The sequence below is a fragment of the Streptomyces sp. NPDC031445 genome, from assembly GCF_055581365.1.
Genome location: NZ_JBVIJO010000001.1, coordinates 1,254,780 through 1,275,557, shown reverse-complemented (window position 1 = coordinate 1,275,557; position 20,778 = coordinate 1,254,780). Strand labels below are relative to the sequence as shown.

The window sequence follows — 20,778 nt, the reverse complement described above, 5'->3', positions numbered from 1 at the left end:
GGTGGCCCGGGTCCGGCGGGCGTCTCGGCGGGTGGGGATACGGCGAGCGGGGGCGCGACCGCTGCGGATACCGCGAGCGCGCGGTGGCCGCGGGTCCGGCGAGCGGCACGGTGGCTCGGCCCGCAGCGGTGGGCCCGGTCGTGAGGTGCCCGGAGCGCGCGGGACGGGTCAGCCGGGGGCGGCACCCGCCAAGTGGACCACGCAGGAGTCGGGCGCGGCGAACGGTTCCAGCGAGGTGGCCGTCAGCGGCGCGCCCAGCTCCGCCAGCGCTCCCTGCATCAGGCCCAGATGGAGCGGGCAGACCAGCCCGCCCTGTTCCTCGGCGAGTTCCAGGAAGGGGCAGTGCCGCAACCGGATCCGCTCGGGCGTCCGGCCGGACTCGCCGTTCGCCGCGTCCTCCCCTTCCGGCTGCGGTGCGAAGCCCAGGCCGTCCAGCAGGTCGAGCAACGCGGTCACCGACCGGCCGGGCGTGGCCGGTTCGTACGGCGGCAGAGGGTCGACCAGGAAGCGGCCCCAGGCCCGGCCCGTCTCCGTCGCCTCCGCCCGTGCCCCGGCCGGGTCGGCTGCTGCGGCCCACCGGCTGAGCAGCATACGGGCGAGCAACCGGTAGTCGCGGGGGCCGCCGCGGTCCATGCCGGGACGTACGGTGTAGACGGTGCGGGGCCGGCCGGGTCCCGTGGGCGCCGCGGCCCGGCGTTCCACCAGGCCGTCGGCCACGAGGGCGTCCAGGTGGAACCGCACGGTGTTGGCGTGGAGCCCCATCCGCCGGGCGGCCTCCGCGACCCCGAGCGGCGCGGGCGCGGTGCGCAGCACCTCCAGCACCTCCCGGCGGCGCGGACTCTCCCGCGTGGTCACGTCCGGACCCCCTCTCCCGCCTGCGCTCGTTTTCACGAATCCTACATGTATTAATTGTAGGCTGAGCGGACACCGTGGCAGGGACAGAGCCCGAGGGGAACACCAGATGACGTCGCCGTCCGCGACCGACACCGCAGCAGCAGCCCGTCCGGCGCCGGAACCGCGCGTGCTGTGCGACATCCGCGCGCTGGCCGACGCGCCGCCGGCGCCGGCCGGGGTGCTGTGGAAGCTGGCGGAGAGCGGCCGGCAACTCGACGCGAACGTCGTCCGGCTGGCCCCGGGCGGACGGATCACGGCCCACACCGAGAGCCAACTGGACGTGCTGGTCCTGGTCGTCGCCGGGAACGGCACGCTCGGCAACGGCTCCTCGGAGGCGGTGGAGGCGCTCAGCGAGGGCGCGCTCGTCTGGCTGCCGCACGGCGCCGCCCGCAGCATCACCGCCGGCGAGTCCGGGCTGACCTATCTGACGGTGCACGGCCGGCGCCCCGGCATGCGGATCGGCGCGCGCCCGACGGCCACGGCACCGGTCCAGCTCCCCGGTTCCGCACCGGCCCGGCACCCCGGTCCGGCCCCGCGGTAACCCACCTGCTCCGGAGCCGGGTCGCGCGGGCCACTAGGGTGCCTCCGTGAGCACGTTTACCGAAGAGGACGTCCCCGGCCGTCAGGGCCCGTACGCCACCACCGAGGCCGACCCGCGCGAGGTCGGCCGGGTGCGCACCGAGTACGCCCCGGCCCATGACGGCGACCCGGACCCCGGCGAGATCGTGTGGACCTGGGTGCCGTTCGAGGAGAACGACGGCCGGGGCAAGGACCGCCCGGTGCTGGTAGTGGCCCGGGAGGCGGCCGGCACCCTGCTCGCCGTACAGCTCTCCAGCAAGCGGCACGACGGCGACCGCGAGTGGGTGCCGATCGGCAGCGGCCCCTGGGACCGGTCGGGCCGCGACTCGTGGGTGAACGTGGACCGGGTGCTGCGGCTGCACGAGCAGGGCATGCGCCGCGAGGCGTGCGCCCTGGACCGTATGCGCTTCCACCTGGTCCGCCAACGCCTGCACGAGCGCTACGGGTGGACCTGAGCGGCGCGGGGCCGTCGCACGAGTGGTACGGCCGGACTTGACCGCGTCGGACCACGGCACGAGCCCCACGCGGCGGACCCCACGGCCGGGCCCGCGCCTCGAGCACCAGGGCCGGGTCCGACCGCCCCCTGGCCCCGCGCCGGGACCGAGCCGGCGGCCGCGCCCGTCCCGAACTCCCGCTGGGCCCTCACCGGTTCCGGGAACGCCCGCTCGATGGCCCCTCGCGCCACCGCCCCCGGCGTCCGGTCCAGCACGCCGAACACCACGTGCCCGAAGGCGCGGGCGAACCGGCCGTCAGGTCCCAGCAGCGCGCGGAAGGCGCCCGCGACCTGCGCCGGGTCGTGTCGGAAGACCCCGCAGCCCCAGGCGCCGAGCACCAGCCGCCGGTGACCGTGGGCCGCGGCCGTCTCCAGGACGCGTTCGGCCCGTACGGCCAGGGCCGCCGGGAGCTCCGCGAGCAGCCGGCCCCGGTCGTCACTGAAGACGGGGACGGCCGGGGAGTGGAGCACGCGGTCCGAGTAATCGCCTCCGCCCGGAATCCCGGCGGCGGTTACCTCAACGGATCGCGGTCGCCGCGGTGGTGCTCGTAGAAGGCGCGGGCCGTCAGCAGGCAGGTGTGCAGCGCGCGGCCGTCCGGCGCGCGGTACCGGCCCGCGGCTGCGATTCGTTCCGTTTCCTCGGCGATCCCGCGCGGGCGCGCGCTCACGGCGCCACCCCCGTGGGTGCCGTGGCCGCGGCCCGCGCGGTCTCCCCCGTCGTGCTCATTCACGCATCCTGGGTGATGCTGGTGGGGCGGTGCAACGGAGTTTCCCGGCTCCCCGACGGTCGGGGACCGCACGAAGAAACAAAAGTAATAAATCCGGAACAACCCGGCTGGCACTCTTGTGCGAATCGGTGCGAAGGTCTTGGGTGGGACGAGTGCCTGCCCGGCCCGCACCCGGGTCGGCGGCATGGTGGAATCTCAGGAGGATCCCGACATGTCTCATACGCAGAGCGACGGTGGTGACTGTACCGGGCACCGCACCGCCGTCACCGAGGCCGAGGTGGAGGCCCTGGTCCGGGGCATCTGCTTCAAGACCGGACCGCCCCGCACCCTCGGTGTCGAGCTGGAGTGGCTCGTCCACCCGCTGGAGCTGCCGCAGCTCCCGGTCACACCCGAACGACTCGAAGCGGCCTACGCCACCGTGCGGGCCGTACCCCTGAAATCGGCGCTCACCGTCGAACCCGGTGGCCAGCTGGAGCTGAGCTCGCCGCCCGCCGCCTCCCTGATGGAGTGCGTCGACACCGTCTCCGCCGACCTGGACGCCGTCCGGGCCGTGCTGGCCCGGGACGGTCTCGGCCTCGCGGGCATCGGCCACGACCCCTGGCACGCGCCGCGCAGGTTCCTGCACGAGCCCCGCTACGACGCCATGGAGACCTGCCTGGACCGCACCGGTCCGGCCGGCCGGCACATGATGTGCGCCTCGGCGTCCGTCCAGGTCTGTGTGGACGCGGGCCACGAGGAGCCCGGCCCGCTGGGGCACACCCGGCGCTGGTGGCTGGCGCACCAGCTGGGCGCGGTCCTGGTGGCCGCGTTCGCCAACTCGCCGCTGATCGAAGGCCGCCCCACGGGCTGGCAGTCCACCCGGCAGCTGGTGTGGACGGAGATAGGCGCCGGCCGGGCCGGCGCCCCACCGCTGGACGGCGACCCCCGGGCCGCCTGGGCCCGGCAGGTGCTGGACGCGCCGGTGATGTGCGTGCGCCGGGACAGCGGGCCCTGGGACGTGCCCGAGGGGCTCACCTTCCGGGAGTGGACCCGCTCCGGCACACCCCGGCCGCCCACCCGGGCGGACCTGGACTACCACCTGACCACACTGTTCCCGCCGGTCCGGCCGCGCGGCCACCTGGAGCTGCGCATGATCGACGCGCAGCCCGGCGAGGACGGCTGGATCGTGCCGCTCGCGGTGACGGCGGCGCTGTTCGACGACCCGGAGGCCGCGGAGACCGCCTACCGGACCGTGAAACCACTGGGCGAACGGACCCTGAACCTGCCCGCCCCGCACAACCCCCTGTGGCTCGACGCGGCCCGGTACGGGCTCGCCGACCCGGAGCTGCGCGAGGCGGCCGACGCCTGTTTCGCGGCGGCCCTGGACGCGCTGCCCCGGCTCGGCGCCACCGCCCGGGTCACCGACGCGGTGGCGGCCTACCGGGACCGCCATGTCGCCCGGGGCCGCTGCCCGGCCGACGACCTGCTGGAGCGGCTCTCCGTGACCGGCCGGCCGTCGTCCGGGTCCGGCCCGGCCGGGGGCACCCGCACCGCCCACAGGAGGAAGGACATCCGTACATGACCGCCCCGGAGACCGACATCGACACCCAGACGGCCGAGACGGACGCCGAGGCGCTGCGGGAGCGCGCGCTGGCCTCCCTCACCACGGCCCGCGACCGCACCACGCTGCTGACCTCCTGCGTCGACGGGCCGGACCTCACCGCCCAGCACTCGCCGCTGATGTCCCCCCTGGTCTGGGACCTGGCGCACATCGGCAACCAGGAAGAGCTGTGGCTGCTGCGGACGGTCGGCGGCCGCGAGGCGATGCGGCCGGAGATAGACAGCCTCTACGACGCCTTCGAGCACCCGCGGGCCGAGCGCCCCACCCTGCCGCTGCTGCCGCCCGCCGAGGCCCGCCGGTACGCGGCGGAGGTGCGCGGCCGGGCGCTGGACCTGCTCCAGTCCACGGACTTCCACGGCACCCGGCTGACCGAGGCCGGCTTCGCCTTCGGCATGATCGCCCAGCACGAACAGCAGCACGACGAGACCATGCTGATCACCCATCAGCTGCGCAGGGGACCGCAGGCGCTGACCGCCCCGGACCCCGAGCCGGCCCCGCTGTTCACCGGGCCGGCCGAAGTCCTCGTGCCCGGCGGCCCGTTCACCATGGGCACCTCCAGCGAGCCCTGGGCGCTGGACAACGAGCGCCCGGCGCACCCGCGCGAGGTGGCGCCGTTCTGGATCGACACGACCCCGGTGACGAACGCGGCGTACCAGGCGTTCATCGAGGACGGCGGCTACGACACCGAGCGCTGGTGGGCACCGGCGGGCTGGGCGCACATCAGGCAGCACGCCATCTCCGCCCCGCAGTTCTGGCGGCGGGACGGCGGCCAGTGGCTGCGGCGCCGGTTCGGGATCACGGAACCGGTCCCGCCCGACGAGCCGGTGCTGCACGTGTGCTGGTACGAGGCGGACGCCTACGCCCGCTGGGCCGGGCGGCGGCTGCCCACCGAGACGGAGTGGGAGAAGGCGGCCCGCTTCGACCCGGTCACCGGCCGCTCGCGGCGCTACCCGTGGGGGGACGCCGACCCGGCACCGGAACACGCCAACCTGGGCCAGCGGCACCTCAGGCCCGCTCCGGCCGGCAGCTACCCGGCCGGTGCCTCGCCGCTCGGCGTCCGGCAGCTGATCGGCGACGTGTGGGAGTGGACGTCGAGCGACTTCCTGCCGTACCCGGGCTTCCGGGCCTTCCCGTACAGGGAGTACTCGGAGGTGTTCTTCGGACCCGAGTGCAAGGTGCTGCGCGGCGGTTCGTTCGCCGTGGACCCGGTGGCCTGCCGGGGCACCTTCCGCAACTGGGACTACCCGATCCGCCGGCAGATCTTCTCCGGGTTCCGCACCGCCCGCTCGGAGGCGGTCTGATGTGCCGTCACCTCGCCTTTCTGGGGCCCGAGGAGCCGCTCGGCCGGATCCTCATGGAGCCCCCGCACAGCCTGTTCCGCCAGTCGTGGGCGCCGCGCCGGCAGCGGCACGGCACGGTCAACGCCGACGGTTTCGGGGTGGGCTGGTACGCCTCCCAGGACCCGGTGCCGGCGCGCTACCGGCGGGCCGGGCCGATCTGGGCGGACCTGTCCTTCGCCGACCTGTGCCGGGTGGTGCGCTCGGGTGCCGTGCTGGCGGCCGTCCGGGACGCGACCTTCGCCGGGGCGGACGCCGAGGCCGCCGCGGCGCCGTTCGCGGCCGGACGGTGGCTGTTCAGCCACAACGGCGCGGTCGCGGGCTGGCCGGACGCGGCGGCGCCCCTGGTGTCCGCGCTGCCGCCGGTCGAGCTGCTCTCGCTCCAGGCCCGTAACGACTCGGCGTTCGTCTGGGCGCTGGTCCTGCACCGGCTGCGCAGCGGCGACGAACCGGACCAGGCCATGGGCGAAACGGTTCGCCAACTGGCGCGGGCGGCCCCCGCCTCCCGCCTCAACCTGCTGCTGACCGACGGAGCCACGATCACCGCCACCGCCTGGGGCGACTCGCTCTGGTACCGCACGGAGCCCGGCCGGAGCACGGTCGTCGCCTCCGAGCCGTACGACGACGACCCGCTCTGGCGGGAGGTCCCCGACCGCACGGTGCTCACCGCGAGCCGCGCCGGCGTGCGGCTCGCCCCGCTGGAGGACCCGGCGGCCTCCCCCGCGCTCGGCTCCGCCCGAGCGGTGGCACCCCGATCACCGAAGGAGCCCTGCCGTTGAGTCCCCTGCACGTCACCCGCACGCTCCCCGAGGACGCCATGGACGCCGCGCTGCGCGCCGACGTCCTGCACGGCCTCACCGCCACCCCCAAATGGCTGCCGCCCAAGTGGTTCTACGACGCCCGGGGCAGCGAACTGTTCGAGCGGATCACCGAACTGCCCGAGTACTACCCCACGCGCGCCGAACGGGAGATCCTCGCCACCCGGTCGGGTGAGATCGCCGCCGCCAGCGGTGCCCGCACCCTGGTCGAACTGGGCTCGGGCTCCTCGGAGAAGACCCGCTACCTGATCGACGCGCTGCCCCTCGCGGCGTACGTCCCGGTCGACGTCAGCGAGAGCGCCCTCACCCAGGCCGGCGAGGCCCTGATCGAGGAGCGTCCCGGGCTCGAAGTGCACGCGCTGATCGCCGACTTCACCGCCCCGCTGACCCTGCCCGCCACACCGGGACCCCGGCTGGTGGCCTTCCTCGGCGGCACGATCGGCAACCTGCTGCCCGCCGAACGCGCGGAGTTCCTGGCCTCCGTGCGCGCGCTGCTCGCCCCCGGCGACGGACTGCTGCTCGGCACGGACCTGGTGAAGGACGAGCGGGTGCTGGTCCGGGCGTACGACGACGCGGCCGGGGTGACGGCCGCGTTCAACAAGAACGTGCTGGCCGTGGTCGACCGCGCGCTGGGCGCCGACTTCGACCCGGACGCGTTCGACCACGTGGCCCGCTGGGACGCCGAGCGGGAGTGGATCGAGATGCGGCTGCGCTCCCGTACCGCGCAGACCGTGAAGGTGCCCGCGCTGGACCTCGCCGTCGACTTCGCGGCCGGTGAGGAGCTGCGCACGGAGGTCTCGGCCAAGTTCCGCAAGGAGGGCGTGTCCCGCGAACTGGCCGCCGCCGGCCTGGAGCTGACCCACTGGTGGACGGACGCCGAGGGCCGGTTCGCGCTGTCGCTGAGCGTGCTGCGGTGAGCCGGGCGCGCCCGGTCAGCCCACGTTCGGGGCGAGGGCCTCGGTGATCCGGCGTGAGGCCCGGCGGGCCTCGGCCGCCGGGTCCGCGCCGCCCAGCACCCGGGTCATGTACTGCTTGATCGGGTTGTCGGCCTCCACGTCGGCCCACTGAGGGGTGTTGGGGGTCGCCCGGCCGTGCGCCGCGCCCGCGGCCATGGCGGCGACCCCCTCCTCGCCCCCGACCGCGCCGGCCAGCGTGGTCTTGTTGGGCACGTAGTTCATGGTGCGGGCCAGCTCGGTGTCCCACTTGGCGCCGGTGAGCGCCCCGACGACGGCGGTCGCGGCGAACTGGTCGCCGGTGTTGCCCGCGACGACCAGGTCCGAACCGCCGGTGAAGACCGTGCCGGGCCGCCCGGCGGTCCGGCCGGGCACCGGGAAGAAGCCGAGCTTGTCCTTCAGGTCCGGGTTCTGCCGGACGACCGCCTGGGCGAGCCCGGGTACGGCGACGATCTGCGCGACCTTGCCGCCGGCGAACACCCCGGCCTGGGGCGGGTGCTCCTCGTCGGCGTCCACGGGTCCCTCGCCCAGCGCCTGGAGCTGGCGGTAGAAGTCCATGCCCCGCAGCGCGGCCGGGGTGTCCAGGGCGCCCTGCCACTCGTAGTCCTTCTCCCGGGCGAGGTCGCCGCCCTCGTCCCAGATGAAGCCGGAGAGCGTGTACCAGTCCTGCCCGGCGAGGTAGATGCCCTGGTTGCCGCCGGAGTCGAGCTTCTCGGTGGCGGCGAGCCACGCGTCGCGGGTCTCGGGCGGGCTGGTGATGCCGGCCTGTTCGAACAGGTCCTTGCGGTAGATGACGACCCGGTTGGCGGCGTACCAGGGGATGCCGTACTGCTTGTTGCCGTCCTTGCCGGGCTCGGCGAGACCGGGCAGCCACTTGTCCTTGCCCCAGTCCCGCATCGACTCCAGGGTCAGGTCCGCGAGCCGGCCGCCGTCCGCGTACAGCGGCACCTGGGTGTTGCCGACCTCGATGACGTCGGGGCCGTCGCCGGAGGGGGCCTTGAGCGCGCCGCGGACCTTGTCGACGATGCCGGTCCACTCCTGGATGCGGATGTCCAGCCGGAGGTCCTCGTGGGTGCGTTCGAAGTCCTCGGTGAACCGCCGCAGGAACTCCCCGGAGGCGCTGCCCTTCATCAGCCACACGGTCACGGTCGTGCGGCCGTGGTCGCCGGGGAGCATCCCGCAGCCGCTGACGAGGGAGCCGGTGACGCAGAGGAGGGCGAGCAGACGACGTCTCACGAGGGGTCCTGTTCTGTCTGGCGGGAGTGCTGGGACAGGGGTGGGGGCCCGGCGTGGGGGGACGAGCACACGGCTCGTACGGGTGTGCTGGATTTTGGTATGGACCAATGCGGAGGTCAAGGCCCGGCCCCCGGCCGGCCCGCGACGCCGTGCGCGCGGGGCGCGGATACGGCACGGTGGAGTACGGCGTGACACGAGAGGAGCACCCGCATGTCGAACCACACCTACCGGGTCACCGAGATCGTCGGCACCTCGCACGAGGGCCTCGACCAGGCCATCCGCAACGGCATCGCCCGCGCCGACCAGACCCTGCGCAACCTGGACTGGTTCGAGGTGACCCAGGTACGCGGCCAGATCGAGAACGGCCGGGTCGAGCACTACCAGGTGGGCCTGAAGGTCGGATTCCGCCTGGAGGACGGCGACTGAGCCGCCCCGCCCGGGCCCTCCTCAGGTACGCCCCTCCCGCTCCTGGGCGTCTTCCAGCGCGGCCGACGTCGCGGCCCAGCGGGCCCGTACGACGGTGAACCCGGCCCGCTCGGCGTCGGCACAGACCAGTTCGTCGTCGTCCACGACCACCCGGACCTCCCGGTCCCGGGCGAGCCGGCGCAGCGTCTCCAGCTTGGTGAACCGGGCCGGCCTGCGGTCGGCGTCGCCCCGCATGTGCACGCGTCCCTCGGGAAGACCGTGGGCCGCGAGCCACTCCAGCGTGTCCCGGCGGCACCGCTCGGGACGGCCGGTGAGGTAGACGACCTCGCAGGTTCGGGCACTCTCCACGGCCAGCGCCACCCCCTCGGCGAGCGGCGGGTCCTGGGGCGCGGCGGCGAAGAACGCGTTCCAGTTCCGCGGCCGGCTCTCCAGGAAGTGCTGGCGGTGGGCGGTGTCGGCGAGCGTGTTGTCGAGGTCGAACACGGCGAGCGGGCGCGTGCTGCTGTCGGTCACGCCCGCCACCCTAACCAGCCACCGCCCGTGACCGCGGGAATCGCGGACCCCCTACGGCGTTGAACCCTGGTGTGAGCAGCACACTGATCAGCCGCACCCGGTTCTCCGTCCTCGACCGCTCCCGGACCCGGGAGGGCCGCCCGCCCGCCGAGGCGCTGCGCGACACCGTCGCGCTGGCCCGCGGTGCGGAGGAGCTGGGATACCACCGGTTCTGGGTGTCGGAGCACCACGGCGTGCCGGGTGTCGCCGGTTCCGCGCCGACCGTGCTCGCCGCCGCGGTCGCCGCCGCCACCCGCGCTATCCGGGTCGGCACCGGCGGGGTCATGCTGCCCAACCACCGGCCCCTGGTCGTCGCCGAGCAGTTCGGGGTGCTGGAGTCCCTGTTCCCGGGCCGTGTCGACATGGGACTCGGCCGCTCCGTCGGCTTCACGGATGGGGTGCGCCGGGCGCTCGGCCGGGACAAGGGCGACGCCGACGACTTCGCGGCCCAGCTCGGCGAGTTGCTGGACTGGTTCACGGGCGACTCGCCGACCGGCGTGCACGCCCGCCCCGCGGAGGGCCTGACCGTGCCGCCGTTCGTGCTGGCCATGGGCGAGGGCGCGCGGATCGCGGCGCGCGCCGGGCTGCCCGTGGTCATCGGGGACCTGCGGGGCCGGGAGAAGATGCTGCGCGGCATCGACCAGTACCGCTCCCTGTTCCGCCCCTCGCGCTGGGCTTCCGAGCCGTACGTGGTGATCTCCGGCACGGTCGCGGTCGCCGGCACCGAGGCGGAGGCGCGCCGGCTGCTGCTCCCCGAGGCCTGGGCGATGGCGTACTCCCGCACGCACGGCACCTTCCCGCCGCTCGCCCCCGCCGAAGCGGTCGAGGCCCGCGCGATGACCGCGAAGGAACGGGACTTCTACGTGTCCGGGCTGGCCGGGCACATCGCGGGCACCGCCGACCAGGTCGCCCAGGAGCTGGAGAGCGTGCTCGGGGAGACGGGCGCCGAGGAGGTGCTCGTCACCACCAGCACCTACGACCGTACGGCCCTGCTCGACTCCCACCGGCGGCTGGCCGCGCTCTTCGCGCCGGCCCGGTGACCCGCCCGAGATGCGAACACGGCCCGGGGCGGTGAACCTGGGAGGGCGAACCCCTAGCGACGAGGAGGGCTGCCATGTCCTTCAAGGACAAGATCAAGGGCATGCTCAAGGGCCGTGAGGGCATGGCCGACAAGGGCATCGACAAGGGCGGCGACTACGTCGACGAGCGCACCGGGAACAAGTACCAGTCGCAGGTCGACACCGGTCAGGACAGACTGCGCGACGAGTTCGGCACCCGGCCGCAGGACCGGGACAACCCTCCGCAGGTCTGACGCACCGGGGCGGTTAAAGTATCCCCCCGATGCACAGCCCCCATGACCCGTACGTCCGCGTCCGTGGCGCCCGCGAGCACAACCTCAAGGGCGTCGACGTGGACATCCCCCGGGACGTCCTGGCCGTCTTCACCGGCGTCTCCGGCTCTGGCAAGTCGTCCCTGGCGTTCGGCACCGTCTACGCGGAGGCGCAGCGGCGGTACTTCGAGTCGGTCGCCCCGTACGCGCGCCGCCTGATCCACCAGGTGGGGGCGCCCAAGGTGGGTGAGATCACCGGGCTGCCGCCCGCGGTCTCGCTCCAGCAGCGCCGCTCCGCCCCCGGCTCGCGCTCCTCGGTGGGCACCGTCACCAGCCTCTCCAACTCGCTGCGCATGCTGTTCTCGCGCGCCGGCGCCTATCCGCCCGGGGCGGAGCGGCTGGACTCGGACGCGTTCTCGCCGAACACAGCGGCCGGTGCCTGCCCCACCTGCCACGGCCTGGGCCGGGTGCACGAGACCACCGAGGAGCTGCTGGTCCCGGACCCCTCGCTGACCATCCGGGAGGGCGCCGTCGCGGCCTGGCCCGGCGCCTGGCAGGGCAAGAACCTGCGGGACATCCTGGACGCGCTCGGCCACGACGTGGACCGGCCCTGGCGCGAACTGCCCGCGCGTGAGCGCGAGTGGATCCTGTTCACCGACGAGCAGCCGGTGGTCACCGTCCACCCGGTCCGGGACGCCGACCGCATCCAACGGCCGTACCAGGGCACCTACACGAGCGCCCGCCGGTACGTCCTGAAGACGTTCTCCGACACCAGGTCGCCGACCCTGCGGGCGAAGGCGGAGCGCTTCCTGACCAGTGCGCCCTGCCCGGCCTGCGGGGGCAGCCGGCTGCGGCCCGAGGCCCTCGCGGTCACCTTCGGCGGGCGGACCATCGCCGAGCTGGCCGCGCTGCCGCTGACCGGCCTCGCGGGACTGCTCGCAGCGGGCGCGGGCATGGAGGCGGCCCGGGTGCTCACGGCCGACCTCACGTCCCGGATCGCGCCGGTTATCGAGCTGGGGCTCGGCTACCTCAGCCTGGACCGGGCCGCCCCCACCCTCTCTGCGGGCGAGCTGCAACGGCTGCGGCTCGCCACGCAGCTGCGGTCCGGGCTGTTCGGTGTGGTGTACGTGCTGGACGAGCCGTCCGCCGGGCTGCACCCGGCGGACACCGAGGCGCTGCTGACCGTGCTGGACCGGCTGAAGGCGGCCGGGAATTCGGTGTTCGTGGTGGAGCACCACCTGGAGGTGGTGCGCGGGGCCGAGTGGGTGGTCGACGTGGGCCCCGGCGCGGGTGAGCACGGCGGGCGGGTGCTGTACAGCGGTCCGGTCGCCGAGCTGGCCTCGGTCGAGGAGTCGGCGACGGCCGTGTTCCTCTTCGACGAGTCGCCCGGTCCGCCGCGCGAAGTCCGCGCCCCGGGCGGCTGGCTGACGGTGGGCCCGGTGACCCGGAACAACCTGCGGGAGGTGACGGCCGAGTTCCCGCTCGGCGCGTTCACGGCGGTGACCGGTGTCTCCGGGTCCGGCAAGTCCACGCTCATCGGCGAGTTGACGGAGGACCTGGACGGCGTCGGGCGGCTGGTCCGCGTCGACCAGAAGCCCATCGGGCGCACCCCGCGGTCCAACCTGGCCACCTACACCGGCCTCTTCGACGTCGTGCGGAAGGTGTTCGCCGGCACGCGGGAGGCGCGGGAGCGCGGGTACGGCGTCGGGCGGTTCTCGTTCAACGTGGCCGGCGGGCGCTGCGAGACCTGCCAGGGCGAGGGGTTCGTCAGCGTGGAACTGCTGTTCCTGCCGAGCACCTACGCGCCCTGCCCGGACTGCGGCGGCGCCCGCTACAACCCCGGGACGCTCCAGGTGACGTACCGGGGGCGGACCATCGCCGACGTGCTCGACCTGACCGTGGAGGCCGCCGCGGAGTTCTTCGCGGACTCCCCCGCCGCCGCCCGCAGCCTCGGCACCCTGCTCGACGTGGGCCTCGGTTACCTGCGGCTCGGCCAGCCGGCGACCGAGCTGTCCGGCGGCGAGGCACAGCGGATCAAGCTGGCGAGCGAACTCCAGCGCGGGCGCCGGGGTCACACGCTGTACCTGCTGGACGAGCCGACGACTGGTCTGCACCCGGCCGACGTGGAGGTGCTGATGGACCGCCTGCACGGGCTGGTCGACGCCGGGCACACCGTCGTCGTGGTGGAGCACGACATGACGGTGGTCGCGGGCGCCGACTGGGTGATCGACCTGGGCCCGGGCGGCGGCGACCAAGGCGGCCGCATCGTCGCGGCCGGCCCGCCGGCCCGGGTGTCCCGCACGGAGGGGAGCGCGACGGCGCCCTATCTGGCGCGGGTCATGCCCTGAGCGGCCGATCCGCCGGCCCGCCGCGCCACGAGGGGGACGGCCGGCCGGGCCAGGGGCCAGGCGGGGTACGCGCACGCGCCGGTGCCGCCCGGCCGGGCAGGGGGCCGCACGGCCGGACAGGCCGCCGGGCGCGGCCGGGCGGCGCGGTACGCCGCGGTCACCGCGCCGGGAGCCGAATGGCTGCCGCCCGGCCGTCGCCCGTGCCTGTCCGTGGCCGGCCGGGCCCGTCGTACGGCGCCTCCGGCGCGCTCGCGACCAGCGCCGCGTGGGTCCAGGCCGGCTCGGGTGCGGTCGGCTGGGCCGCGAGGGCGAGGGCGCGGCGGTCCGGGTGGGTGCCCGGCCGGATCACCGGCCGGACCTCCACCTCGGCGACCAGGCCGCGGGTCCGGGCCACCCGCCACAGGGAGGCCAGCAGGGTGTCCTCGCCGACGAAGGCCGCCGCGGTGCCGGGCCCGCCGTCCTGCCGCCGGTAGCGCAGGCCGACCGGCTGCACGGGCACGCCCGCGTCGAGCGCGGCCTGGAAGACGGCCCGGCGGAAGCGGCCGTGGGCACGCCCGCACCAGGTGCTGCCCTCGGGGAACGCGGTCACGGCCGCGCCCGCGCGCAGGGCGCCCGCGATCTCGGCGACCGTACCGGGCAGGGCGCGCAGCCGGTCCCGCTCGATGAACAGGGCCCCGCCGCGCGCGGCCAGCGCGCCCGCCAGGGGCCACCCGCGGACCTCCGTCTTGGCGAGCATCCGGGCCGGGCGCACGGCGGTGAGCAGCGGGATGTCCAGCCACGAGACGTGGTTGGCGACCAGCAGCAGCCCGCCGGCCGGCGGGGCGGCGCCGGTGACCCGGACCCGGACCCCGACGGCCCGCACGATCATCCGGCACCACCGCCCGACCCACCCCGCGGGGATCCTCCCGCCGAGCGGGGACAGCGCGATCCCGGCCAGCAGCAGGACGGCGACCGCGGTCAGCCGCAGCACGGCACGGGGTACGGCCGCGGCGGCCCGGACCGGTTCCAGGCAGGCGCCCGGGGTGCAGGGCGCGGTGGGCAGCCAGGCGTTCATCAGGCCGGGACGAGGGAGAGGAAGTGCCGCAGGTAGCGCGGGTCGACCCGGCGCATCGACAGCAGGACGTACAGGTCGGCGACCCCGAAGCCGGGGTCGTGCGCGGGCTCGCCGCACACCCAGGCGCCGAGCCGGAGGTAGCCGCGCAGCAGGGCGGGCAGTTCGGTGCGGGCGGCGGGGGCCGCGGCGCCCGGGGTCCACGGCAGCAGCGGCCGGACCCGGAACTCCTCGGGTGCCAGGTGCTTGTCGCGGACCCGCTCCCAGGTGCCGGCGGCGAGGGCGCCGCCGTCGGCGAGGGGCACCGAGCAGCAGCCCGCCAGCCACTCGTGGCCCCGGTCGGTCATGTAGCGGGCGATGCCGGCCCAGATGAGGCCGATGACGGCGCCGTCGCGGTGGTCGGGGTGGACGCAGGAGCGGCCGACCTCGACCAGGCCGGGCCGGATCGCGTCCAGCGCGGCGAGGTCGAACTCGCCCTCGGAGTAGAGCCGGCCGGCGATCGCGGCCCGCTCCGGCGGCAGCAGCCGGTAGGTGCCGACGACCTGTCCGGTCACCTCCTCGCGCACGAGCAGGTGGTCGCAGTAGGAGTCGAAGGCGTCGATGTCGTGTCCGGGTTCCGCGGTGGCCAGCAGGGCCCCCATCTCCCCGGCGAAGACGTCGTGCCGCAGCCGCTGGGCGGCGCGCACGTCGGCCTCGTCGCGGGCGAGGGTGACGGTGTAGCGGGTGGGTGCCGCGGGCTGCGGGGGACGGTCGAGGGTGGAAACGCCGGTCATGGCTCTCTCCTGGGCACGGGCCGGGTCGGCGGCGGGGGCGGCGGGCCCGGGTCGTACGGCCCGCCGCTCCTGTTCTTCCGAGAACGGTTGGCGTGCGCGTGACCGGTGCCGGGAGAGGGGATGTGGGGGTGGTGAACGCCGGGGTCGTCCGTGCGCGCGGACGGCCGGGACCGGGAAAACCAGACGGGGCCGGGGAGCACCGGTCCCGGCCCCGCCCGTCCACCGGTCGGCGAACGTTCTCGGGTGTTACCGCTTGCCTGCCTTCCGGGTGGCCCTCAGCCACTCCTTGTTCATGCCGGTGATCGAGACCAGCGGGATGCCCTTGGGGCAGGCGGTCGCGCACTCACCGGTCAGCGTGCACCCGCCGAAGCCCTCCGCGTCCATCTGCGCCACCATGTCCAGCACCCGGGTCTCCCGCTCGGGTGCGCCCTGGGGCAGCACGTTCAGGTGGTTGACCTTGGCGGAGGTGAACAGCATCGCCGCGCCGTTCGGGCACGCGGCGACGCACGCCCCGCACCCGATGCACTCGGCGTGCTCGAACGCGAAGTCGGCGTCGGCCTTCGGCACCGGCGTGGCATGGGCCTCGGGCGCGGAGCCGGTCGGCGCGGTGACGTAGCCGCCGGCCTGGATGATCCGGTCGAACGCCGACCGGTCCACGACCAGGTCCTTGATCACCGGGAACGCGGACGCCCGCCACGGCTCGATGTCGATCGTGTCGCCGTCCCGGAAGGACCGCATGTGCAGCTGGCAGGTGGTGGTGCGCTCCGGTCCGTGCGCGTCGCCGTTGATGACGAGCGAGCACGCGCCGCAGATGCCCTCGCGGCAGTCGTGGTCGAAGGCGACCGGCTCCTCGCCGGAGAGGATGAGCTGTTCGTTGAGGACGTCCAGCATCTCCAGGAAGGACATGTCGGGCGAGATGTCGTCCACCTCGTAGGTGGACATCGCTCCTTCGGCGCCGGCGTTCTTCTGCCGCCAGACGCGCAGGGTGAGCTTCATGCGTAGCTCCGCTGGGTGGGATGGACGTACTCGAAGACGAGGTCTTCCTTGTGCAGGACGGGCGCCTCGCCGGTGCCGGTGAACTCCCAGGCGGCGGCGTACGAGAACGCGTCGTCCTTGCGGGCGGCCTCGCCGTCCGGGGTCTGGGACTCCTCGCGGAAGTGGCCGCCGCAGGACTCGGTGCGGTGCAGCGCGTCGAGGCACATCAGCTCGGCGAGCTCCAGGTAGTCGACGATGCGGTTGGCCTTCTCCAGCGACTGGTTGAACTCCTCGCCGGTGCCGGGCACCTTGATCCGGCGCCAGAACTCCTCGCGGATCTGCGGGATGCGTTCCAGCGCCTTGCGCAGCCCCGTGTCGGAGCGGGCCATGCCGCAGAACTCCCACATCAGCTCCCCGAGTTCGCGGTGGAAGGAGTCCGGGGTGCGGTCGCCGTCCACGGCCAGAAGGAGGTTGATCCGGTCCTCGGTCTCGGCCAGCACCTCCTGCACGACGGGGTGCTCGTCGGTGACCGGTTCCTGGTGCGGGTTGCGGGCCAGGTAGTCGTTGATGGTGGCCGGCAGCACGAAGTAGCCGTCTGCGAGGCCCTGCATCAGCGCGGAGGCGCCGAGCCGGTTGGCGCCGTGGTCGGAGAAGTTGGCCTCGCCGATCGCGAACAGCCCGGGGACCGTGGTCTGGAGGTCGTAGTCGACCCACAGGCCGCCCATCGTGTAGTGCACGGCCGGGTAGATCCGCATCGGCACCTCGTACGGATCCTCGTCGGTGATCCGCTGGTACATGTCGAAGAGGTTGCCGTACTTCGCCTCGACCGCTGTGCGCCCCATGCGCCGGATCGCGTCGGCGAAGTCCAGGTAGACGCCCTGTCCGCCGGGGCCCACTCCCCTGCCCTCGTCGCAGACGTTCTTCGCGGCGCGGGAGGCGATGTCCCGGGGCACGAGGTTGCCGAAGGACGGGTAGATGCGCTCCAGGTAGTAGTCGCGCTCGTCCTCGGGGATCTCGTTCGGCGGGCGGGTGTCGCCCTGGGCCCTGGGCACCCAGATGCGGCCGTCGTTGCGCAGGGACTCGCTCATCAGCGTCAGCTTCGACTGGTGGTCGCCGGTGCGCGGGATGCAGGTCGGGTGGATCTGGGTGAAGCAGGGGTTGGCGAAGTACGCGCCGCGCCGGTGCGCCCGCCAGACGGCGGTCGCGTTGGAGTTCATCGCGTTGGTCGACAGGTAGAAGACGTTGCCGTAGCCGCCGCTCGCGAGGACCACGGCGTCCGCGAAGTACGTGCCGATCCTGCCGGTGACGAGGTCGCGCGCGACGATCCCGCGGGCCCGTCCGTCGACGACGATCAGGTCGAGCATCTCGGTGCGCGGGTGCATCTCCACGTTCCCGGCCGCGATCTGCCGGGACAGCGCCTGGTAGGCGCCCAGCAGCAGCTGCTGGCCCGTCTGGCCGCGGGCGTAGAAGGTCCGTGAGACCTGGACGCCGCCGAAGGAGCGGGTGTCGAGCAGGCCGCCGTACTCGCGGGCGAACGGCACGCCCTGGGCCACGCACTGGTCGATGATCTCGACGGAGATCTGCGCGAGCCGGTGGACGTTGGACTCGCGTGCCCGGAAGTCGCCGCCCTTGACGGTGTCGTAGAAGAGCCGGTGGACGGAGTCGCCGTCGTTGCGGTAGTTCTTCGCCGCGTTGATACCGCCCTGCGCGGCGATGGAGTGGGCGCGGCGCGGGGAGTCCTGGTAGCAGAACTGGACGACGTGGTAGCCCTGTTCGGCGAGCGTGGCGCCGGCGGAGCCGCCGGCCAGGCCGGTGCCGACCACGATGACCGTGTGCTTGCGCCGGTTGGCGGGGTTGACCAGTTTCGCCTCGAAGCGGCGCTTGTCCCAGCGTTCGTGGACGGGTCCGGCGGGGGCCTTGGTGTCGGTGACCGGCGCGCCGGTCGTGTAGTCGGCGTAGGTAGTCATGTCAGCTCACCACTCCGGTCATGACGCCCACGGGGATGGCGATGAAGCCGGCCGTGAGCAGCAGCGCGAGGACGTTCGCGAGGGTCTTGAGGGCGCGGTCGCGGCTGCGGCTGCCGACGCCGAGGGTCTGGGCGGCGCTCCAGAAGCCGTGCCGGACGTGCAGGCCGAGCGCGAGCATCGCGACGATGTAGACGACATTGCCGTACCAGGTGGAGAAGGTGTCCACGACGTTCTGGTACGGGTGGCCGTCCTGGAAGCCGCCGGAGTGCACGGTGCCGGTGGTCAGGTCGAGGATGTGCCAGACGATGAACAGGCCGAGGATGACGCCGCCCCAGCGCATGGTGCGGGTCGCGTAGCTGGCCCGCGGCTTCTTGTGCACGTACTTGCTGGGCCGTGCCTTGATGTCGCGCCGGCTGAGCTGGTAGGCGGACGTGGCGTGGGCCACCACGGCGACCACGAGGACGATCCGGACGAGCCAGAGGGTCCACTCGTAGTGCATGAAGGGCTCGCCCACGGTGCGCAGCCAGTGCGCGTAGTGGTTGAACTCGCCGGCGCCGAAGAAGATCTTCAGATTGCCGATCAGGTGCGCGACCAGGTACAGGAGCATGATCACGCCGCTGACGGCCATCACCGTCTTCTTGCCGACGGAGGAGTCCCACATCGTGCGCGCCATGGACGGCCGTCGGTCCGTCCGCGTTGCCAGAGCCATGGAACAGCACGCTAGGGGCGAAGGGCCCGATCGGTCCAAGACATGGTCCAGCTTGTTTCCATAGGCTGAGGCTATTCTGGTGGGGTGCAGTTCCAGCAGCTCCAGTACTTCGTGGCCGTCGCCGAGACCCGGCACTTCACCCGGGCCGCCGAGCTGGTCCATGTCGCCCAGCCCTCGCTGTCCCAGCAGATCAGGGCGCTGGAACGGGAGCTGGGCGCGGACCTCTTCCTGCGCGCCCGGGGCAACATCACGCTCACCGACGCCGGCGAGGCGCTGCTGCCGCTGGCCCGGCGCATCCTGGCCGACGCCGACACCGCCCGGCACGAGGTGCAGGAACTGGTGCAGCTGCGGCGGGGGCGGGTACGGCTGGGCGCGACGCCGAGCCTGTGCACGGGGCTGTTGCCTGACGTGCTGCGGGCCTTCCACGACCGGTACCCCGGTATCCAGCTGCTGATCGAGGAGAGCGGCTCCCACGACCTGGTGCGGGAGCTGGCACGCGGCGCGCTCGACCTCGCGCTGATCGTGCTGCCGCTGCCGACGCCGGCGCCCGCGCTGACGACCGTGGAGCTGCTGCGCGAGGATCTGGTGGTGGTGTCCTCGCCGGAGGCGCCGGACCCGGGCCGGGGCGGGCGGGCCGTGGAGATCGCCGACCTGGAGGGGGAACGGCTGGTGATGTTCCGGCACGGGTACGACCTGCGGGAACTGACCGTCGCCGCGTGCCGCTCCGCCGGGTTCGAGCCGGACTTCGCGGTGGAGGGCGGCGAGATGGACGCGGTGCTGGGATTCGTCCGGGCGGGGCTCGGCGTGGCCGTCGTCCCCCGGATGGTGGCCGCCCGGGCGGGCCGGGGCCTGCGGGTCACCCCGCTGGCCCGCCCCGGCCTGCACCGCGCCATCGCCCTGGCCCACCGCAGCGACGTGGCTCCGCCCCGGGCGGCCCGGGAACTACAGCGGATGCTGCTGGAGCGGTAGGCGGCGGCGCCGGGGCGGGGGTCCACCGGGGCGGGGGTTGTACCGCCGAGAGCGGGAGGGGTGCCGCCGGTCGCCCCCGGGCCCTACCCCCAAAACCGCGGGCGGTGGGGGCGCCGTCAGGGCTGGACGGCCGGCTTGAGGACCTCCTCGCACCACCGGCGGAAGGACGTGGGCGCCGTCTCGGGGGTGCTGGGCGCCTCGCTGCCGTAGAAGCCCTGCTCGGCCGTCGCGGTCGCGAGGTCGGTCAGGGCCTGGGCCCAGTTCTCGCTCGCGCCGTACCGCAGCACCGAGGCCCGGTACTCCGCCCCGCTGATCCGCTGGAAGCGGACCGGCCGGTCCAGCACCTCGGCGACGACACGTGCCATGTCCTCGGGCGTCAGCGCGTCGGGACCGACCGTCGGGACGTCGTCCTGGCCGGTCCAGGAGCCGTCGAGCAGCAGCCGTGCCGCCGTCGCGCCGATGTCACGGGTGGTGCAGGTGCGCAGCACCCGGTCGCCGGGCGCCGCCATGGCGATCACACCGTCGTGGCGGATCGCCGCGGCCTGGTGGAGCAGGTTCTCCATGAGGTACGGCGGGCACAGCGCCCGGTGGTGGACCCCGGTGGCCCGGATCTCGTCGTCCATGGCCAGCGAGGCCGAGATCTGCCCGGCGTCGCGGGCGACGCCACGGCCCAGGGTGGAGACGGCGACGACCCGCTCGACGCCCCCGGCGCGGATCGCGTCGGCCAGGGGCCGGGTGAAGGCGCGGAAGTGGCCGTCGACGCTGTCGGCGGTGGGCCTCGGCGGCACCAGCCAGAACACCCGGTCGGCGCCCGCGTACGCCTTGGCGGTGACGTCGGGATCGGCGTGCGAGCCGGTGACGGCCTCGACCCGGGCGCGCGCCCGCGGGGACAGGCGCCCGGGATCGCGCACGACGACGCGGATCTCCCCCGCCGCGTCCCCGGCGTCGAGGAGGGAGTCGAGGACCCGGCTGCCGATCTGGCCGGTCGGGGTGGTGACGAGGATCACGGAACGCTCCTGGAAGAACGGGAGGGGTGGACG

At 74.1% G+C, this 20,778-nt stretch carries 20 protein-coding genes and 1 pseudogene; 11 read left to right on the top strand and 10 right to left on the bottom strand.

What is annotated here, in order from left to right; genetic code table 11:
* Positions 1-168 precede the first annotated feature (168 nt).
* Positions 169-855, bottom strand: a complete 687-nt coding sequence (locus ACZ5DC_RS05395) for a helix-turn-helix transcriptional regulator (protein ID WP_468649575.1) — start codon at positions 853-855, stop codon at positions 169-171.
* A gap of 106 nt (positions 856-961) precedes the next feature.
* Between ACZ5DC_RS05395 and ACZ5DC_RS05390 the strand changes: the two genes are divergently transcribed.
* A complete protein-coding gene (locus ACZ5DC_RS05390; RefSeq protein WP_468649573.1) occupies positions 962-1,435 on the top strand; it encodes a cupin domain-containing protein in 474 nt (157 codons plus the stop codon).
* 46 nt (positions 1,436-1,481) lie between these two features.
* Positions 1,482-1,928 carry a type II toxin-antitoxin system PemK/MazF family toxin gene (locus tag ACZ5DC_RS05385; RefSeq protein ID WP_468649571.1) on the top strand — a complete coding sequence of 149 codons (447 nt, stop codon included), beginning with the start codon at positions 1,482-1,484 and terminating at the stop codon, positions 1,926-1,928.
* A 194-nt stretch (positions 1,929-2,122) separates the two neighbouring features.
* Here ACZ5DC_RS05385 and ACZ5DC_RS05380 read toward each other — a convergent pair.
* Positions 2,123-2,766 (bottom strand): annotated as a pseudogene (locus tag ACZ5DC_RS05380) (TIGR02452 family protein); the annotation flags it as partial.
* A 139-nt stretch (positions 2,767-2,905) separates the two neighbouring features.
* Here ACZ5DC_RS05380 and egtA point away from each other — a divergent pair.
* The 4 genes from egtA to egtD are packed head-to-tail and all read left to right on the top strand — an operon-like array spanning position 2,906 to position 7,366.
* The gene (egtA, locus tag ACZ5DC_RS05375; protein WP_468649569.1) at positions 2,906-4,255 is read left to right on the top strand and encodes an ergothioneine biosynthesis glutamate--cysteine ligase EgtA; all 1,350 of its coding nucleotides are present in this window, start codon (positions 2,906-2,908) and stop codon (positions 4,253-4,255) included.
* Positions 4,252-5,595: an ergothioneine biosynthesis protein EgtB gene (egtB, locus tag ACZ5DC_RS05370; protein ID WP_468649567.1), complete on the top strand. Its 1,344-nt coding sequence runs from the start codon at positions 4,252-4,254 to the stop codon at positions 5,593-5,595. The genes egtA and egtB overlap by 4 nt, the downstream gene beginning before the upstream one ends.
* On the top strand, positions 5,595-6,410 hold the full coding sequence (egtC, locus tag ACZ5DC_RS05365) for an ergothioneine biosynthesis protein EgtC (protein WP_468649565.1): 816 nt from the start codon (positions 5,595-5,597) through the stop codon (positions 6,408-6,410). Before egtB ends, egtC begins: the two co-directional genes overlap by 1 nt.
* Entirely contained in the window at positions 6,407-7,366 is a 960-nt protein-coding gene (gene egtD, locus ACZ5DC_RS05360; RefSeq protein WP_468649564.1) for an L-histidine N(alpha)-methyltransferase, read from the top strand. The genes egtC and egtD overlap by 4 nt, the downstream gene beginning before the upstream one ends.
* A 15-nt stretch (positions 7,367-7,381) precedes the next feature.
* Here egtD and ACZ5DC_RS05355 read toward each other — a convergent pair whose 3' ends face one another.
* The gene (locus ACZ5DC_RS05355; RefSeq protein ID WP_468649562.1) at positions 7,382-8,638 is read right to left on the bottom strand and encodes an extracellular solute-binding protein; all 1,257 of its coding nucleotides are present in this window, start codon (positions 8,636-8,638) and stop codon (positions 7,382-7,384) included.
* 210 nt (positions 8,639-8,848) lie between these two features.
* On the opposite strand from ACZ5DC_RS05355, the gene ACZ5DC_RS05350 reads away from it, so the two are divergent.
* Positions 8,849-9,064, top strand: a complete 216-nt coding sequence (locus ACZ5DC_RS05350; RefSeq protein WP_030348223.1) for a dodecin — start codon at positions 8,849-8,851, stop codon at positions 9,062-9,064.
* A 21-nt stretch (positions 9,065-9,085) separates the two neighbouring features.
* Here the strand turns inward: ACZ5DC_RS05350 and ACZ5DC_RS05345 are convergent, their stop codons facing one another.
* Positions 9,086-9,577 (bottom strand): phosphatase domain-containing protein, encoded by a 492-nt coding sequence (locus ACZ5DC_RS05345; RefSeq protein WP_468649560.1) that lies wholly within the window; start codon positions 9,575-9,577, stop codon positions 9,086-9,088.
* 71 nt (positions 9,578-9,648) lie between these two features.
* Between ACZ5DC_RS05345 and ACZ5DC_RS05340 the strand changes: the two genes are divergently transcribed.
* The 3 genes from ACZ5DC_RS05340 to ACZ5DC_RS05330 all read left to right on the top strand — a co-directional run bounded on the left by ACZ5DC_RS05340 (position 9,649) and on the right by ACZ5DC_RS05330 (position 13,294).
* On the top strand, positions 9,649-10,656 hold the full coding sequence (locus ACZ5DC_RS05340) for an LLM class flavin-dependent oxidoreductase (protein WP_468649558.1): 1,008 nt from the start codon (positions 9,649-9,651) through the stop codon (positions 10,654-10,656).
* A gap of 74 nt (positions 10,657-10,730) precedes the next feature.
* Complete coding sequence (locus ACZ5DC_RS05335; RefSeq protein WP_366748979.1) at positions 10,731-10,928, top strand: antitoxin; 198 nt, start codon at positions 10,731-10,733, stop codon at positions 10,926-10,928.
* Positions 10,929-10,957: 29 nt separating this feature from the next.
* Positions 10,958-13,294 (top strand): ATP-binding cassette domain-containing protein, encoded by a 2,337-nt coding sequence (locus ACZ5DC_RS05330; RefSeq protein WP_468649555.1) that lies wholly within the window; start codon positions 10,958-10,960, stop codon positions 13,292-13,294.
* A 157-nt stretch (positions 13,295-13,451) separates the two neighbouring features.
* Here the strand turns inward: ACZ5DC_RS05330 and ACZ5DC_RS05325 are convergent, their stop codons facing one another.
* The 5 genes from ACZ5DC_RS05325 to ACZ5DC_RS05305 all read right to left on the bottom strand — a co-directional run bounded on the left by ACZ5DC_RS05325 (position 13,452) and on the right by ACZ5DC_RS05305 (position 18,733).
* Positions 13,452-14,348 (bottom strand): lysophospholipid acyltransferase family protein, encoded by an 897-nt coding sequence (locus ACZ5DC_RS05325; protein WP_468649553.1) that lies wholly within the window; start codon positions 14,346-14,348, stop codon positions 13,452-13,454.
* Positions 14,348-15,118, bottom strand: a complete 771-nt coding sequence (locus ACZ5DC_RS05320) for a GNAT family N-acetyltransferase (RefSeq protein WP_468649551.1) — start codon at positions 15,116-15,118, stop codon at positions 14,348-14,350. Before ACZ5DC_RS05320 ends, ACZ5DC_RS05325 begins: the two co-directional genes overlap by 1 nt.
* Before the next feature lie 246 nt (positions 15,119-15,364).
* Entirely contained in the window at positions 15,365-16,114 is a 750-nt protein-coding gene (locus ACZ5DC_RS05315) for a succinate dehydrogenase/fumarate reductase iron-sulfur subunit (protein WP_366748983.1), read from the bottom strand.
* A complete protein-coding gene (locus tag ACZ5DC_RS05310; RefSeq protein ID WP_468649549.1) occupies positions 16,111-18,060 on the bottom strand; it encodes a fumarate reductase/succinate dehydrogenase flavoprotein subunit in 1,950 nt (649 codons plus the stop codon). Before ACZ5DC_RS05310 ends, ACZ5DC_RS05315 begins: the two co-directional genes overlap by 4 nt.
* A 1-nt stretch (position 18,061) precedes the next feature.
* The gene (locus tag ACZ5DC_RS05305; RefSeq protein ID WP_366749180.1) at positions 18,062-18,733 is read right to left on the bottom strand and encodes a succinate dehydrogenase; all 672 of its coding nucleotides are present in this window, start codon (positions 18,731-18,733) and stop codon (positions 18,062-18,064) included.
* A 120-nt stretch (positions 18,734-18,853) separates the two neighbouring features.
* Between ACZ5DC_RS05305 and ACZ5DC_RS05300 the strand changes: the two genes are divergently transcribed.
* Positions 18,854-19,738 (top strand): LysR family transcriptional regulator, encoded by an 885-nt coding sequence (locus tag ACZ5DC_RS05300; protein ID WP_468649547.1) that lies wholly within the window; start codon positions 18,854-18,856, stop codon positions 19,736-19,738.
* A gap of 116 nt (positions 19,739-19,854) precedes the next feature.
* Here ACZ5DC_RS05300 and ACZ5DC_RS05295 read toward each other — a convergent pair whose 3' ends face one another.
* Entirely contained in the window at positions 19,855-20,745 is an 891-nt protein-coding gene (locus tag ACZ5DC_RS05295) for an NAD(P)H-binding protein (RefSeq protein WP_468649545.1), read from the bottom strand.
* Positions 20,746-20,778 lie beyond the last annotated feature (33 nt).